This window comes from Parashewanella hymeniacidonis (assembly GCF_016900895.1).
Lineage (GTDB): Bacteria > Pseudomonadota > Gammaproteobacteria > Enterobacterales > Shewanellaceae > Parashewanella > Parashewanella hymeniacidonis.
In genome coordinates, this window is sequence record NZ_JAFEUN010000031.1 from 1 (window position 1) to 16,620 (window position 16,620).

14 protein-coding genes are annotated in these 16,620 nt (G+C 40.1%); 6 read left to right on the forward strand and 8 right to left on the reverse strand.

Annotated features, from left to right (window positions below; translation table 11 throughout):
• Window positions 1-213: 213 nt before the first annotated feature.
• Together JQC92_RS08110 and JQC92_RS08115 are read left to right on the forward strand one after the other, a co-directional pair.
• The gene (locus JQC92_RS08110; protein ID WP_204999173.1) at window positions 214-543 is read left to right on the forward strand and encodes a hypothetical protein; all 330 of its coding nucleotides are present in this window, start codon (window positions 214-216) and stop codon (window positions 541-543) included.
• Window positions 544-999: a GNAT family N-acetyltransferase gene (locus JQC92_RS08115; protein ID WP_204999174.1), complete on the forward strand. Its 456-nt coding sequence runs from the start codon at window positions 544-546 to the stop codon at window positions 997-999.
• On the opposite strand, the gene JQC92_RS08120 is transcribed toward JQC92_RS08115, so the two are convergent.
• The 6 genes from JQC92_RS08120 to JQC92_RS22555 all read right to left on the reverse strand — a co-directional run bounded on the left by JQC92_RS08120 (window position 988) and on the right by JQC92_RS22555 (window position 9,016).
• A complete protein-coding gene (locus JQC92_RS08120) occupies window positions 988-3,639 on the reverse strand; it encodes a hypothetical protein (protein ID WP_204999175.1) in 2,652 nt (883 codons plus the stop codon). The two genes, JQC92_RS08115 and JQC92_RS08120, sit on opposite strands and share 12 nt — an antisense overlap.
• A 12-nt stretch (window positions 3,640-3,651) precedes the next feature.
• Window positions 3,652-4,104, reverse strand: a complete 453-nt coding sequence (locus JQC92_RS08125; RefSeq protein ID WP_204999176.1) for a type III secretion system chaperone — start codon at window positions 4,102-4,104, stop codon at window positions 3,652-3,654.
• A gap of 207 nt (window positions 4,105-4,311) precedes the next feature.
• The gene (locus JQC92_RS08130; protein ID WP_204999177.1) at window positions 4,312-6,351 is read right to left on the reverse strand and encodes a hypothetical protein; all 2,040 of its coding nucleotides are present in this window, start codon (window positions 6,349-6,351) and stop codon (window positions 4,312-4,314) included.
• Window positions 6,352-6,512: 161 nt separating this feature from the next.
• Window positions 6,513-7,658 (reverse strand): DUF1501 domain-containing protein, encoded by a 1,146-nt coding sequence (locus JQC92_RS08135; protein WP_204999178.1) that lies wholly within the window; start codon window positions 7,656-7,658, stop codon window positions 6,513-6,515.
• A gap of 3 nt (window positions 7,659-7,661) precedes the next feature.
• A complete protein-coding gene (locus tag JQC92_RS08140; RefSeq protein WP_338049501.1) occupies window positions 7,662-8,717 on the reverse strand; it encodes a DUF1800 domain-containing protein in 1,056 nt (351 codons plus the stop codon).
• On the reverse strand, window positions 8,717-9,016 hold the full coding sequence (locus JQC92_RS22555; protein WP_239480469.1) for a hypothetical protein: 300 nt from the start codon (window positions 9,014-9,016) through the stop codon (window positions 8,717-8,719). Before JQC92_RS22555 ends, JQC92_RS08140 begins: the two co-directional genes overlap by 1 nt.
• A 188-nt stretch (window positions 9,017-9,204) precedes the next feature.
• Here JQC92_RS22555 and JQC92_RS08145 point away from each other — a divergent pair, with 188 nt between their 5' ends.
• Together JQC92_RS08145 and JQC92_RS08150 are read left to right on the forward strand one after the other, a co-directional pair.
• Window positions 9,205-9,540, forward strand: a complete 336-nt coding sequence (locus JQC92_RS08145) for a DUF4870 domain-containing protein (protein ID WP_204999179.1) — start codon at window positions 9,205-9,207, stop codon at window positions 9,538-9,540.
• A gap of 805 nt (window positions 9,541-10,345) precedes the next feature.
• Window positions 10,346-10,522 carry a hypothetical protein gene (locus JQC92_RS08150; RefSeq protein ID WP_204999180.1) on the forward strand — a complete coding sequence of 59 codons (177 nt, stop codon included), beginning with the start codon at window positions 10,346-10,348 and terminating at the stop codon, window positions 10,520-10,522.
• Between the two features lie 240 nt (window positions 10,523-10,762).
• On the opposite strand, the gene JQC92_RS08155 is transcribed toward JQC92_RS08150, so the two are convergent.
• Window positions 10,763-11,089: a hypothetical protein gene (locus JQC92_RS08155; RefSeq protein ID WP_204999181.1), complete on the reverse strand. Its 327-nt coding sequence runs from the start codon at window positions 11,087-11,089 to the stop codon at window positions 10,763-10,765.
• A gap of 364 nt (window positions 11,090-11,453) precedes the next feature.
• Here JQC92_RS08155 and fusA point away from each other — a divergent pair, with 364 nt between their 5' ends.
• Together fusA and JQC92_RS08165 are read left to right on the forward strand one after the other, a co-directional pair.
• Complete coding sequence (fusA, locus tag JQC92_RS08160) at window positions 11,454-13,538, forward strand: elongation factor G (protein WP_204999182.1); 2,085 nt, start codon at window positions 11,454-11,456, stop codon at window positions 13,536-13,538.
• A 185-nt stretch (window positions 13,539-13,723) separates the two neighbouring features.
• Window positions 13,724-14,896, forward strand: coding sequence for a hypothetical protein (locus JQC92_RS08165; protein WP_204999183.1), 1,173 nt, complete (start codon window positions 13,724-13,726; stop codon window positions 14,894-14,896).
• On the opposite strand, the gene recJ is transcribed toward JQC92_RS08165, so the two are convergent.
• Window positions 14,868-16,607, reverse strand: coding sequence for a single-stranded-DNA-specific exonuclease RecJ (recJ, locus tag JQC92_RS08170; RefSeq protein ID WP_204999184.1), 1,740 nt, complete (start codon window positions 16,605-16,607; stop codon window positions 14,868-14,870). The two genes, JQC92_RS08165 and recJ, sit on opposite strands and share 29 nt — an antisense overlap.
• Window positions 16,608-16,620: the final 13 nt, after the last annotated feature.

Here is a 16,620-nt window from a genome sequence, read left to right on the forward strand (position 1 = left end):
CATAGTTGCTGTGATCTATCGCCGTTTTCTTGGTTTCAGCTTTAAGTTTGTGCGAAAAGAAAATTCCAACACTTCTTTTACACATTGAATTGTAAGGATTTAATTTTTCACCGAGAATTGCTGTTCTGGCTAGTGAGCTCTTTAATTTGTTTGTTGATTGGCTTAATGTATGCTGTTGGCACTTATAAACTTATGCGCACCTCATAATTAACTATGGCTGTAACTGCATACTTTCGTTTTTTAACGCTTAACCGTTTACAAATGCTTACCTTAGAAAATGAGGTTAGCAATGTTTTAAAAAAACAGACTCAAGACAATCAGTATGTGGCTTACGTATTGTTAGATGATGTTTGGCTCATTGATGACATATCTACTTTCGCGGTACAGCAACAAATCTCTGATGACGATTGCGACATATTGCTCACGCCTCAAAATAATCAAAGTTTTGAAGTAAATACGGCAGATAAAATCGTTAATCAAATGCTTAAACACATCGATTGCTCCATCTCTATTTCTGCAAAACGGATTAACTTTGAGGATTAAATGGATTTAAATTTTAGACAAGCGCAACACAAGGATATTGAAACATTGATCTCTATGTTGGCTGACGATGAATTGGGTCGACAAAGAGAAGATTTGAGTACACCGTTGAATCAAAAATATTTAGATGTATTTGCTGCTATCGATGCAGATCCAAATAACGAGCTATTGGTTGTCGAGCAAAATGAAACGTTAATGGGTATGTTGCAGTTAACTTTCATTCCATATCTTACTCATATAGGAACTTGGCGTTGTTTAATCGAAGGCGTTCGTATTCATGCTGACTTTCGTGGGCAGGGCATGGGTGAGAAAATGTTTGAATACGCCATTAATCGAGCTCGACAAAGGAATTGCCGTTTAGTGCAGTTGACCAGTGATAAACAACGACCAGATGCAATTCGCTTCTACGAAAAATTAGGGTTTAAAGCAAGCCATGAAGGATTTAAATTATCGCTCTAATCGAGCTTTAATGACAGAAAGCCTGTTAAGAATCCTCGTTTGATAGTGGTGGTATTGTTCTTTTAGAAAATCATCAAACGCACGTTGTGTTTCCTCCAATTGTTCAGGTGATTTTTTCCACTTCAATATCGCTTTTATTAGATTTCGTTTGCTTGATTGGTCTTCAAAATGATGTGTTATTGCTTCCACTTGGTTGGCAACATGACTGTTCGGAATAATAATTTGATCAAATAAGTGCTGCAAAGCTTTGTGATTGTTATCCGTAAATTGTTGCCAAACTTCAGGCTCGTGACCTTTTGATCTTCCGTTATATTGCTTCAGCCAAAATTCAATAGAAGTACCAGTGGCATAAACCTGCTGATGATGTTCAAAGGCGCTTGAGTCTGTGAGCTTTATGAATTGTATGTCGTAAAACTGATCTCTTCCCTTTTTGAATTGCAATATGATGTGCGTGTTTGAAGTGATTTGACTTGCATCAATCTCTGGCAGATCAATTAAGTTGATGGACTTTGATGGTAGCTCAATCTGTGAAAAAACCTGCTGTAAAATCATGTTAAGCCAATCGGGGTTTTGTATTGATGTTTGATGTGTTTTGTCACCGGTCAGCAATATATCAATGTAGTCACCGTCCATATATGGGTCTATATCATCACAAATCGCTCGAGCAACCACATTCCCTTTGGTTAACACTAATCCATTTACGGTTGCATCGAGATCAATCTGTTTCCATATTTCGATTTGCGTATCTTTGAGCACAGATGTCATGGTCAAATAGCAATCAGCTTCTTCTTTTACGACGTAGCAATCAGGGTGCTCATAATCTTGCGTTAGCTTTGATAGATAGCGGCAAAAGTTGATCTCGGGTTCGTTCAGTGACTCATGCTGAGCACTGAGACTTTGGTGATATGCTAATACCAGCAAAGCGTGAGTACAGATTACCGCTCGTAGATATTCGGCACGACATTTCGAATCACGGTTATCTTCAAATTGTTGCTTTAACTCTCGATATTTTGGGTAATTTGATGCTGAGGCTGCTTCGTATTTTTGTAGCACGCTTAAATAAGCGTGATACTCAGCATTGAGTGCTGTAATGGTTTGTTTAAGCTTTAACCTTTCAGACAGTAGTGATTGTAATTCCGGTTTAGTGATCGTGGTTTGTTGTTCCAGCGTCTCAATGATGTCGCCGATTTTTTTAGTGATGTTTTTGACCCATTGAAAGCCTAGGTCTCCTTTGCGTTGCATCATTCCGAATCTTTTATGAGGAATTTTGAGCGTGAAATATTGAGGATTACGACACGTTAATCGCAAGGGTTCTTGTAATAGCTGATTCAGCAGTGGCACTTTAGTGCGTTTCGCATCAAGGTATCTTGAAAATCCATAATGGAAACCTTGGCTTATCGTAGAAGTGAAAGGCATTTGTTGTTGAGAAATACTCTTCAATGGCACTTCATCTAATGACTTTGTGTAGCGAGCAGAGGCTTGGTGGATGATGTGTTGTTGTAACCCCATATTACGGAGTAATTCAGTGCGCTTCAGTTGAAGAGTGGGACTCTTAATGGGTTTGACTTGATGAAGCGTTCTTGAACATGGGTGACACAGATTCAGTAAAAAACCTGTAGAAAGGTAATCCACTGCATCTTCGTCAGTACTAAAGAACTTTAAATGCCGGCCTGAGAGTAGCCTTTGACCATGAGTTTGTATTGGGGATAAATTTTGAGTAGAAGGCCCCGCAGAAAAACGGAACAATACTTTTAAGTTTTCTTTTGAGTAAAAGGAAACAATGGCTTCAAATTTAACATACCATGTTGAGTTCGGATTTTGGTGGTTGAATAGGGGTAATGATTCGCTGACCTCTAGAGTAAAAGTGATCGCCTGGCGTGATTTCAATTTATCGAAGTATTTGTGCCATTGGTGATTAAACTGTTGCTTTAGGTTTTTCATACCAAGAACCTGAACATTCAAAGCACATCGGTAGCAATCGTCTCGGGCGTGATCTAATGATAAGCAAAGTTGAATGAGTGTTTGATAGCACTGTCTTAAACTTGAGTTGTAGTTTTTATGGGGAGGAGAGTTTAGCCATTTTATGAGATTAGCTTCTGTATTTGTATCTTTGATTTTTAGGCTTTTAAGTTGATTGATAATGCTGTTAGGCGAAACGGCGGATGAAAGTTTTAAGTTGGCAAATGGTTCAAGCATTATGATTTGCTGCTGCGGAATTGACTGATTCAAAATGGCCCCGAGCAGACGTTCTAAATGTGCCGCTGTTTTCAACAAACGTTTCGAATCTATGAGACTGAGAGTACCTTTATGCTCTCTAATAAACGTGGTTTTGAGCATAATGTAACGAATTAATGTTGGGATTTTTCCCCAAAATGAAAAGTCTTCATCAAATAATTTGGCTTCAATGTGGTATTTAGGCATTAACTCAAGTGGTTCGATAGCGTCAGACAGCACTTGAGGTAGCCGCATACTGATTTTTTTCTTACGTGTGACGCCATTCGCAGGGTCTTTTTTATGAATATTTTTGGGTGAATTAGACTTTGAAGCTTTAGGCGTCTTGGGAAGCTTGGCTTTGGGCTTGAATTTGAATTTTACTTTTGGTGTTGCACCTAAAAGCTTGATTGAAATAATGCCTGCCATAATCGAGATACCTTAGATTAGATCAATCGAAAGCCAGCGTTTTGACTCTGCTTTAGTTGTTTGAAGTTTTTGGGGGGCGTTTTCCTTTGGTAATGAAAGATCACATAATAAACGGTGAGACCAATAATTTAATGTAATTAAATAGTCAGTCAGTAATTGATTGAGGTTTGCTTTATTCTGGATTCTGCATTGAAGTGCTAAGACGATAGTTCCATCATCCATGGTTGAAAAGGTTGCCCCTTTTGTACCTTGCCAAAAGCAGTTCGCTTGGAGTAAAGCGGTTGCTTGTTGCTGATTTTCGAGTTGGCCTGCACAAGCGAAGATAATGAGTACAGTATCTTGGTAATGAAAGTTTATCAATTGCTGCTCAATTTCCGCGAGAAACACATCGCTCTCATCAAACTTTACGGCTTGATTTAAGACCTCTGATAATGCTTTTTCCCACAGAGTTAAGTTTTGTCTCATAACGGTTTTATTTTGAAAAGGCGATGTATTAGAAATAGAGTATTATTGTCCAAAAGGGAAGTCATAGTGTTCACTCGAATTAAAATATTAGTCTAGAGAAGAAGTGAATATTTCGTTTAATGTAAAACACTACACAAAGTTGCAACTAAATTAGTAGTATCTATTGTCAAATACAAAGGCAGAGAAAAGTCTCTGCCTATATAGGTTTTAATTATCTCGGCGATTAATGATGTTAGTTAATTCATTAATATCCATGTTATTCAAAATAGCATCGCGAGCGACAGTATTAAGACCTAACACATCTTCTTCTAGGACTTCATTATTGGCAGTAACTTCTCCAAAACGAACCATCCCTTCAGCCACAGTGAAAAACATGTTACTCGGTAAAGAGCCATCGATACGTTTAACTGAACCTGGTACAGAGAACTCAATAAAGTTGTCGTTGGTTGCAGCCCTTGTCCAAGAACTTGTAGCAATCACTGAAGGTTGAATTGAGGCAGATTCTTCTCTATCAAAATCAATGTCTCCAGTATCTTTATAGAAAGCCTGATTAAGGTTCAGCGGGAATCGAATGAAAGATACGCTTCTATTACTTTCGAAGTAAGCGACAATATGACCATCATCGTCAGAAGTAATTACCGGCATATATGGAACCGTGTCATTCTGTAAAAAGTCAAAACTTACAAAAGAAGCAACTTTTGAAAGGCGGAAACGCCATTTCCCAGTGGTTCTATCGAGCTCAACCTCTGCAGGCGACAGTACTTCTTGAGCGTTACAAATGGAGCTGAATTGAAGTTCAGCAGCGCATTCTTCATTGCCCATGTCATACATCCAATAGTACTTATTTGCTCCTTTGATTGTTACATCAAAAGCACTGGCTTGGACTGGGAAGTTAAGGTCTTCCCCGAAGAGTTCATTCCAAACTTCGAGATCAGAGTGATGCTCAAGTAAAGCTTGTATTGAGCGTTCAGTCACCGAATACTTTCTAGCTTCAAAAATAATGCGAAAGCTACTGAGATCTGAGTTTTCAATCGAAAACTGCGTATTATCTTGTGAGAGTCTAGATATTGCGCTTCGATCAAAATTGAAGGTATCACTTGGGTTTTCCCAACCATCGCTGGTCAGAATTAGCGTGCCCTCAAAAATGCTATCACCATCACTGAAGCTATTATTAGACCATTGCTTCAAATCAAACTGTAATGTAGATGGTTGAGAAGTTGAAGAGGATACAGAAACATCATCACTTTCGTACCCCAAAAAGAACTCATTAGCAGAGTTTGTATCGGCTAAGTAAGTAAAACCGTTTAGGCGAGCATTACTGTTGAGGTAAATTGAAGAGAAGTCAGCTTGCTCAGCGTTCATCTTCAAGTTCATTAATTGCATTTCTTCAGTGAGCATTTCTGGCTCTGGTGGCATTTGTGCAGCACGAATCGCAGTCCAAAATGAAGCCCAATGAGTCCAAAAGGATGTGAAACCCAATACATTTTGTGGACCTGCTTCGTTGTCATTCCCTGCATTAATTTGAGCTTCCACATCATCCAAAGCCGCAAGGATTTCTGGTGCCGCTCTCATTAAACGCTCTTGGTTCATCATATACGCACTGACGGCTTGTATGTCACCAGATTCAATCATTGACTCCATGGTTTCATAATTTTGCGCGGTTAGCCCAGAGAGAACATTATTTAATCTGAGCGCTCGAATATTAGCAATTTTCTGTGTAGGGTCTAGGCTCTCATCTTCATACGCTGCAGGAATATCGGAACAAAGATCAACATCAAGATCAAATTTACGTTTTGTTTTTTCCAAGAAGTCAGGAACGCCTTGGCTTGCAAATGATTGGGCCATACCTGTCAGTGAGCTAATGTACTTACAACCAGCGGGTGCAGTCATCTTATAAGACTGAGAGATAGCTTCACCATTGCCATCAATTCGTGTTGTACCTTCGATAATATCACCTACAATATTACATGTTTCTGCAGTACTTTTAGGGATATCAGTAAATTCAAAAACGCCACCTGCTTTTGACTCGGTGTAAACCTCATCAGCATCCTGTGAGAGATTACCATTACAATCCATGAACATTTTTGCACCGACAAGATTGTCATCAAAAATTTTACCTGCAACAGAAACCATTTCTGGTTTTGGTTTTATTGGCTTACTTGATGAATTACTGTCGTTACAAGCGGTAGCAAGAGACACTAAGCCCGCTACTATAAATAGTTGGCTGAGTTTAGAAAAACCAGTCATTACGTTACTCCTTTAAACATAAAACATGAGCTTGGTTTGCTGTAGTAAGTGAAATTGAACGTTTCACGTCAATTAACCATAGACTATGAAAAAGCCTTTTTCCATTTGAGCAATAGCGTTAGAAACTTCCCGTTTAGTGTCTCTTTATATGGTGCATATCTTTATGTATTTCTAATAATATGAGTGGAGTAGATTTTTTGTTTGGGGAACACATTTTTTATGTTGTCAGTGCTTAATTGCCAATGCTGGCTTAATGCTGTTGCTATCCAACTAAAGGTATTAGTTGTTGGCATTAAGTCTCGATTTTCAAATAGTTGTTCAGGCTTTAAACCAGGCCATTTCCCTTGAATATTACCTCCTTTAACCCCTCCGCCTGCAAGGAACATCACACTGCCAGTTCCATGATCGGTTCCGCCTGTACCATTTTCTCGTACGGTTCGGCCAAACTCAGTTGCCAGTGCGACTACGGTGTTTTTCCACAATGGTCCCAGTGATGCTTTTAATTCAGCTAAACCTTGATCGAGTTCAGTGAGTTGTTTTTTTAGCCTAGGCTGTTGGGCATTGTGTGTATCCCAACCACCAATTTCGAGCATGGCACAATCCATATCTGGACTTTGACTGAGTAACTTGGCGCAACCTCGAGTTAAGGTCGAAAAGCTTGAACGGCCTTTCTGTTTATCTAAACTTTGGGTTTTATTTTTAATCTCGACCCCATGGTTGAGGTTAGCAAGTAATGAGTTGTCATCTTGATATAAGGATTTCAAGGTTTGATAAATATCATCATCAGCAGATTTGAGTTTTGCAGGATACCAAGAGTTCACAGCTGATGAGCCTCTCAAGCTTACAGGTGTAGAGTAATCAATCGCAATCGCATCGGTTTTTTTCTGATTTAGTGCTCTGGCTAACCATCCCGTTTTAGTATTCTGCGTGCCTGTACCACTCTCTAAATAGTCTTGACCATCAAAGTGAGAGCGACTGGGGTAACCACTGCCGACTGCCACAATCGGTAACAATTCTTTGTTTTGATACCAGGTATGCAAGTTCTTTAACGCAGGATTTAAGGTAAACCCTTGAGACAATGGCAATGTCGGTTGTTGGATTTGTTGAGCAAGGTTGGGGCGAAATGCTTTGTAGTTATCGTCACTTTCTGGAATAACGGTATGCAATGAGTCAAGGGCTCCTCGCATGATCACCCAAATAAATAACGGCCGATTCGGGTTGTCCTGATTCTTCGCAAACACAAGTTTGGGGCTTTGAAATAGGACAATGGCACCACCCATTAATTTGATAAAGTTGCGGCGTTTCATAGCTTATCTCCTCAAGAACTCTGGACTCATCAACAAGAGCGTAAGTGCATTTTGTCGACTTTCAGCATGTTGTATTAAGGTTTGAGTGTTGTCGGAAAGGGTATCGGCAAACAATTGCTGGCTAAGCACTTTGGGGTTCGTTCTTTGCCTGCGTTTTACTAATTGAGCTGACCAGTCAATACGAGACATTAATGCACTTGGGCCATTCCAATTCGCTTCAATATCTCCATAACCTTCTGGCGAATTAGCCTTGAATGGACTTTGCCCAAGCAGATTAAGCGACCAGATTAATGATTGATGATTTTTAGGCGTAAGATTAAGCGCTCGATGTGCTGAGATAATGTACTCTCGCGGGGTTTTGAATTTTACTGATTGTGGATGCCAAGATTCATCGGCATTAATCATAGCAATCATCACTTGTTTTATGTTGCCATTGGTTTCTTGCCAGCGTTTGAACATTTTGTCTTGTAAAGATTGCGGCGGTGTATCACTGATAAAATGTTTGGCCAGCTTAAAGCACAAGTGTTTGGCTGTGGAAGGATGTCGAGCAAGGTCAGTCATCATTGTTGTACCTTGAGCCTCACCCTGTTGCGGATATTCTGTACCAAGTAAGATTCGCTTGCCCGGTTCATGGCCATTGTCTCGATAATAAAAACCGACGTTGTAGTCTTTTAACGGTAAAGCCACACTCCAGCCTGTGATACCTTTGGCCAGTTCGATAACATCGGCTTGGGTATAGCCACTGTTCACGCCCAGAGTGTGCAGCTCCATCATTTCTCTTGCTAGATTTTCATTAAGCCCTTTTTTGCTGCGCTTTCCTACTTTCGAATTAGGCCCAAAAGATCGGTCATTGTTTAAATATATCAACATGGTCGGGTGGTGCATGACGGCCAGAAGCATGTCTTCAAAGTTTCCCAGCATATTCGGAGCGATGGCTTCTCGTTCTAAAGTGGGTGCAAGCGCTACCATTTTTTGTCCAAGTGCAGTCACACTAAAATGGTTAGAGAAAAAATCAAGTAGGCGCCAAGAAAGACTGTCAGAGGAGCGAATGGCGCTAATTAAAGTGTCACAACAGAGTTGCTGATAACTTTTTTGAAAGAAAGGTTTTTGCTTCTGTTGAGCTTTTTTTGCTTACTAGGTAAAACGCAGTCTGGTGAGAAATTTGAATACCGTCTTTGCTGAATAAACTCAGCCATGTGTAATAAGAGTTGATTTGAATTCGGTAGCTTGTCATTGAATACTGGTGAATTCAATTGAGAGATTAAAAATGATTTTGGATCTTTCTCCGCTTGTTGGAGCTCATTTAAACGAGCCCCTAATCCAAAACGATTAACTGCAATCACTGCTTGAGTGGACATAGTGGCTCCTAACAACAACTAATTTAAATAATTGGTCTAAAAACCATCAGCTCAATTTAAGCGCTTTAGATTCAAATACTATTGTTTTTACAGATTTTTACGTTCATTGACAGATAAAATAGGTATAAAAACACACACAAATTGATTAAGATAACTCCGTTTTTTTCATTAATTATAAGGATATTAATATGAGTGAAGTCGCTGCATCTGATCAAGAGTCGCGTAATTTAGGTATGCTGCTTTGGATTGGAACGATTTTCTTTGGATTCATACCGGGTCTTATCTTGTATCTTATTAAGAAAGACGATCAATATGTTCAAGAACAAGCTAAAGAAGCGTTGAATTGGTCTATAACTTCAATGATTGGTTATGCTATTTCAACAGTATTAGTGTTTATTGTCGTCGGCTTTCTTGGTTATATGATATTAGGTATCGCCCATTTAATCTTTTGTATTCTTGGTGCAATCAAAGCCAGCAATGGTGAAGATTACCGAGTCAAATATACGTTGAGATTATTGAAATAGTTAATTGTGAACGTTCCTTAGCCTTTAACTAGGGACTGTCTTCGATAAAGATAAACAGTCCCTAGGTTTCTAATCCTAAATTTTGCAAAATTATTGTGTCATATTCTGAATCAATCTAAATGTATAATGATGTGATTGATATCCTTTTGACGTTACAAAAAGAGGATATAAAAATGGTGAAATTAAAAAAATTGTTCGATTTTTATGTATATCATTTATACCGTTAGTTATTGTTTCTCCGGCACTGGTTCAAAGCTACTCCGAACACTCAAATGAGCAACAGCTCAATACTTATTTAAGAATGCGATTTGATTTATCTAGTGATCCTGTAATTACGTGGTGGAAAGGAAAAGTATTTGCGAAAACGCCAAACAAAAAGTTAAAGCCGATAATGGGATTTGAAGGGTTTAATATTGGTATTATTACACCGATTTAAAATCTCATAAAATACTTACGCATTGGGCCAACCTTTATTCGGGGGTGACAAATCAAGTATTAACATCAGCCATTGATCCAGTAAATAGTGATAATTTTGAATCTGCTCGCACAAACTTTCTTCCAACTAGTGATGGATATTGACTGCTCAACCAAGATGTCGTTACTGACAAGGTAAACCTGGTATCTCCCAAAGAATTTCCTAAGGCATCTATTGGTAAGAGGTACCAAGCTTCAGAGCATTTCAATTATTCAATTTCACAACAAGATGTCGCTTTAAAACGAAAGCAGCATCCCATACAGGCAAACGTGGCTAAGCACTAGTTCTTGGTTTCCTTGGATGGAAATGGGGCGAAAACAAGGAGGTTGATTGCTGATTGGAAATAGCGGTAAATATAATAGTATTAGCGAGCTACCAGAAAACATATTGGATTACACTCAACTGAATTATCCAAAATTTCTTAGTGTGCCTGAACAGTATAAGGTGCCGAATGAAGATTCATGGACGTACTATCGAAACTGGAAGCGCAAACATCGTAATAGATAATATGGTGATAATAACAGGACTGGCACGTTTGCTAGCCCTGTTTGTTAGCGTTTAACTGGCATACAGCGAAACATGCCTCTGATAATAATTTTCTATTAACTGATCATCATGTTTTATGGCTGTTAAGTCGATTCGCACACTCATCTGGTCTTTACCAAGCTCGAATAACAAAGAAAAATCATATTTGTTTTGCTCCTCACGTTGGCTCAATATTCTGATGTTGCTGTGAATGGGGAGATCTTAAAAGCACGGCTCTAAACAAATGACTCTTTGATCAGTGACAAAAAAGCGTGAATGCTCCGTTTCTGGGTGTAAACGATTTAACAAGATTTTACTGATTTGTTGGCACGAATTTAAAATGAGTGTGTCGCTAATGACGGCACGTAACTCATCGTTTTTTAATTGAGTTTTATATTCATCTTTGAGTTGAAAACTGATGTTAAAGTCGTCAGAATTTTTATTTGAAATAAGATTTTCGAATTCAAAGCTATAAATATTTTGAATGGAACTTCGAGCATGAGATTGATTGGCGAGTTCCTGACAAAACTCAGAATAAGTGATCAACATTGTCTTGCATCCTTTACTACAACAAAAATCAGTACGGGGAAACTAAGTCTAGGATATTCAATGTATTTTTCTAGTGAGAGTAGTGGCGAAACTTCAAAGTCAGTGTAAAAAGGGAACTTTATCGAAATTTCTCGTAAAAAGTGCATAAGACAGTACCAAAAGTTTACTCGTCTATCGTGTTGATTTTAAATGATAGTTAGGCATCAGGACTAAAGTTTATATGACAAATTCGCTAAAATTTGCACTATCCAATTGCACCAAACTTGGTTCCACTTTACAATATGCGCCTTAAATTCTGATGTGTGGTGTGTCGGTTATTCGCATACTCCGTCTACTTATTAACCTAATAGATTAAAGTTGAATCATGGCTGACTTATCAAAATACAGAAACATTGGTATTTTTGCTCACGTTGACGCGGGTAAAACTACGACCACTGAGCGTATCCTAAAGCTTACCGGTAAAATTCATAAGATTGGTGAGGTTCACGATGGTGAATCTACTACTGACTTCATGGAGCAGGAAGCTGAGCGTGGTATTACCATTCAGTCAGCTGCAGTTAGCTGCTTCTGGAATGATCACCGTTTTAACGTTATTGATACTCCTGGACACGTTGACTTCACAGTTGAAGTATATCGTTCTCTTAAAGTTCTTGACGGTGGTGTTGGTGTATTCTGTGGTTCAGGCGGTGTTGAGCCTCAATCAGAAACTAACTGGCGTTATGCGAACGAATCTGAAGTTGCTCGTATCATCTTCGTAAACAAATTGGACCGTATGGGTGCTGATTTCTTACGTGTTGTTAAGCAAACTAAAGACGTTCTAGCGGCTAACCCATTGGTAATGGTATTACCAATCGGTATCGAAGACGAATTCTCTGGTGTTGTTGATCTACTTACTCGTAAAGCATGGGTATGGGATGAAACAGGCCAAGCTGAAAACTACAAGATCGAAGACATTCCAGCCGATATGGTTGATCAGGTAGAAGAATACCGTGAAATGTTGATCGAAACTGCTGTTGAGCAAGACGACGATCTTATGGAAGCTTACATGGAAGGCGAAGAGCCATCTATGGAAGACATTAAACGTTGTATCCGTAAAGGTACTCGTACAATGGCATTCTTCCCTACATACTGTGGTTCTGCATTTAAGAACAAAGGTATGCAGTTGTTACTTGACGCTGTTGTTGATTACTTGCCTGCGCCAGACGAAGTTGATCCACAGCCTCTTACTGACGAAGAAGGTAATGAAACTGGCGAACACGCAATTGTTTCTACTGAAGAACCATTCAAAGCACTAGCATTCAAAATTATGGATGACCGTTTTGGTGCTCTTACGTTCGTACGTATCTATTCTGGTAGCATCAAGAAGGGTGACACCATCCTTAACTCTGCTACAGGTAAAACTGAGCGTGTTGGTCGTATGGTTGAGATGCAAGCTGATGAGCGTAACGAATTAGATTCAGCACAAGCTGGTGACATCATCGCTATTGTGGGCATGAAAAACGTTCAAACTGGTCACACATTATGTGATGTTAAGAACCCATGTACCCTTGAAGCTATGGTATTCCCTGAGCCAGTTATCTCTATCGCTGTATCTCCTAAAGATAAAGGCGGAAGTGAGAAAATGGGTATCGCAATCGGTAAGATGGTTGCAGAAGATCCATCATTCCGTGTTGAAACTGATGAAGATTCAGGTGAAACCATCCTTAAAGGTATGGGTGAGCTTCACTTAGATATTAAAGTTGATATCTTGAAGCGTACTTATGGCGTTGACCTAATTGTAGGTGAGCCACAAGTTGCTTACCGTGAGACGATTACTCAGTTGGTTGAAGATTCTTATACGCATAAGAAGCAATCTGGTGGTTCTGGTCAATTTGGTAAGATTGACTACGTTATCAAACCAGGTGAGCAAAACACTGGTTTCACATTCAGCTCTAAAGTTGTTGGTGGTAACGTACCTAAAGAATTCTGGCCTGCAGTTGAGAAAGGTTTCGCATCTATGATGCAAACTGGTACTGTTGCTGGATTCCCAGTACTTGACGTTGAACTTGAACTTGTAGATGGTGCTTTCCACGCAGTTGACTCGTCAGCTATCGCGTTTGAAATCGCTGCTAAAGGTGCATTCCGTCAATCTATGCCAAAAGCAGGCGCACAGCTTCTTGAGCCTGTGATGCACGTTGACGTATTCAGTCCAGAAGACAACGTAGGTGACGTTATTGGTGACCTTAACCGTCGTCGCGGTATGATCAAAGATCAAATGGCTGGCGTTACCGGTGTTCGTATTAAGGCTGACGTACCGTTATCAGAAATGTTCGGTTACATCGGTTCTCTACGTACAATGACATCTGGTCGTGGTCAATTCTCTATGGAATTCTCACACTACAGTGCATGTCCAAACAGTGTTGCTGAAAAAGTAATTGCTGAAGTTAAAGAAAGAGACGCTAAGAAGTAATTCTGGCTTTTACTCTTTAATTACAAGCCGCTGTAATGTCAGCGGTTTTTTTATGCCTTATGAAAAATGACAAAGACTCTCTAAAAGTATTAAGAAAGCTTAATTTAACTTTTAATTCATTCACTTGTTACGCAACTCAAGGATTACTATACTCAGCTTATGAAAACTAATTTGAGGAACGAATAATGAGTACAAGTGTAACGCCGCAACGTGTTTCTCAGAGTGATTTTAGTTCTCCAGGCGATATCCCTCTTCAACCGATGGGGCAAACTGGTTCAGGTCGTGTTTCTCAAAATTCGACTCAAGGTAATCAATTTAATCCAGAACAAGCCCCACTATCTGAATCGTATGATCTTGATGCTCCTAAAAATGTATCTGATGCCGAGCGCAAGGTCGCAGAGGCGCAAAACAAGCAAATGAATACGTTAGTCAATAACTTCAAAGAAGCGCAAGAAGCGGGTTGTGAAACCGCTGCAATGGATATTCTTGAACGTATTTACGGGTTGATAGGCCATACCGCATTGCTAGCGGGTGCAATTCTTTTGACCGGAGTAACGCTTGGCGCTGCTACGCCACTCGCTATTTGGGCTGGGGCTGGTGTTGCAGTGAGTACGGCCGATTTGTGTTGCTCAACGATTAATTTAGGCTTAAGAGCCGCCGGTAAAGATGGCTTCAAATATCATGGCGATTCTATATCAAATATCACGGAGGCATTACTTCGTAAAGGTGGTATGGATGATCAAGAAAAAATAGATAAAATCACCAACGTTATTTCTAACTATTGCATTCGGTTTCCACTTGGAGGTTTGACGGCTCGTCCAAATTTAATGCATCGAGCTGGACATCTCACTCAAGATAGTCAGTTTAATCAATTGTTCAGAGGTTATGATATTCGAGACCCTAGATTATTTCCGGGTAATGCTAAGGAAAAAGCAAGAGCGCTTATGGAGAAACGGAAAGCGAACGGAGAGTTAAATTTTGAGGTTGGTGGTAGTAAGCCTAAAAAATCAGAGGCCACTCCTCCTTCAGGTGCTCGGCACACTCCACAAGCAAGACTGAATTCGAACTCAAGTCAAGCTGGACAAGTTAATACTCATAATCAACAAAATGTGTCTCCTGCTGATGCCAATGATGACTCATCAGGGTTAAATTTAGAGGCCGAACTTGGTTCTGAATTAGCGCATGAAGCTAACAATGCTGCAAATCGAGGACGTGAGCAAGCACTTAATGAATCACTAGAAGCGTTAACTGAATCCTTACCTGATTCGAGACAAGCAAGCCTAAATGAAAGTGTTTCAATTGCAAGCCACGACAATGCTAACGTCGATCTCATGAATCATAATCGTTTACGGGTGTAATTTGTTTCACCATCAATTGTAAACTCGTATTGCCTCTAAACTCATTAATATCTAATGTATAAACCAATGAAACCCTTTGGGTTTGTGTATTTGGCCACACATTTAAATCAACATTAAAAGCAATTGCATCAACTAAGCGACGACCACAAGTTGTCTCGAGCACTAACTTTAAATGCTTTTCGCCTACTAACCGCTGCTGCACAATAGTAAATTCACCATCGAAACAGGGCTCTTCAAACTCTTGACCCCAAGGGCTTGCAAATTTTAGTAAATCTGCTGTTTCTTGTTCAAGGAACTTGGCGCTTAACTCTCCGTCAGTTTTGTATTCACCGGTTAACAACTCTTCAGTGATCCATTCGTCAATAGTGGTTTCGAAATGCTGTTTAAAGACGTCAAATGCGTCTGCTTTTATTGATAAACCAGCAGCCATAGCATGACCACCAAACTTAATGATTAAACCAGGCACTTGAGTATTAATTCGGTCTAAAAGATCGCGCATGTGCACGCCTTTTATTGAGCGTGCTGACCCTTTAATTTCGCCATTCTCTCCTAAAGCGAAAGCAATCACTGGTCGATGGTATTTATCTTTGATTCGTGACGCAAGGATACCAATAACCCCTTGATGCCAATCATCTTGATACAACGCCAAGCCTTTAGGTATTGAAGCCTCATGAACGCTAAATGCTTTCAGCATTTTTAGTGCTTCATGTTGCATACCAGCTTCCAATTCACGTCGGTCTTGGTTTAGCCCATCGAGTTCTGCAGCCATGCTGCGAGCTTTCATGATGTTGTCGCAAAGTAGCAGTTCGACACCCAAAGACATTTCATCTAAGCGCCCTGCAGCGTTCAAGCGAGGACCTACAGCAAAACCAAAGTCGGATGCGACTGCTTTCTGCGGATTACGCTTGGCAATATCAAGTAACGCCGTGATCCCTGGGCGACATTGACCTGCTCTAACTCGTTTGAGCCCAGCTTCAACTAAAATACGGTTGTTGGCGTCCAGTGGCACGACATCGGCAACCGTCCCTAAAGCGACAATATCCAATAGGCTCGCTAAATTTGGCTCTGGGATATGCTTTTGTGCGAACCAGCCTCGCGTTTTCAGCTCAGTCTTTATGGTTGTCATTAAGTAGAATGCGACCCCAACACCAGCCATGGCTTTACTGGCGAATTGGCAGCCATATTGGTTTGGATTAACAATGGCTGCTGCCTCAGGAAGCCGCTCACCAGGTAGGTGATGATCGGTAACTACGACAGGAATATCCAGTTGATTAGCTCGTTCAACGCCTGAAATGGAGGAGATGCCATTATCAACGGTGAGTAAGAGCTCTGCACCTTGTTGCTGAGCTAAATCGACGATTTCCGGACTAAGGCCATAGCCATAATCAAAGCGATTTGGAATGAGGTAATTGACTTTCCTTGTCCCCATCATTCGCAATGCCAGCATACAGACGGATGTGGATGTTGCACCGTCAGCATCAAAGTCACCAATAATAAAAATCGATTTATTCGCTTCTATTGCCGTGGCAATTATGGCCGCCGCTTCGAGCTGGCCTTTCATCGTATTTGGACGAAGCAAGCCTTTTAATTCAAGTTGACACTGTTCAGGCATTACTCCGCGACTGGCTAAAATTTGCTTCAGTAGTGGATGTAACGAACTGGGTAAATGTGAGTCATCAACGTGTGGGCGGCGAACAATTTTATAAGACACTATAATTTCCAAG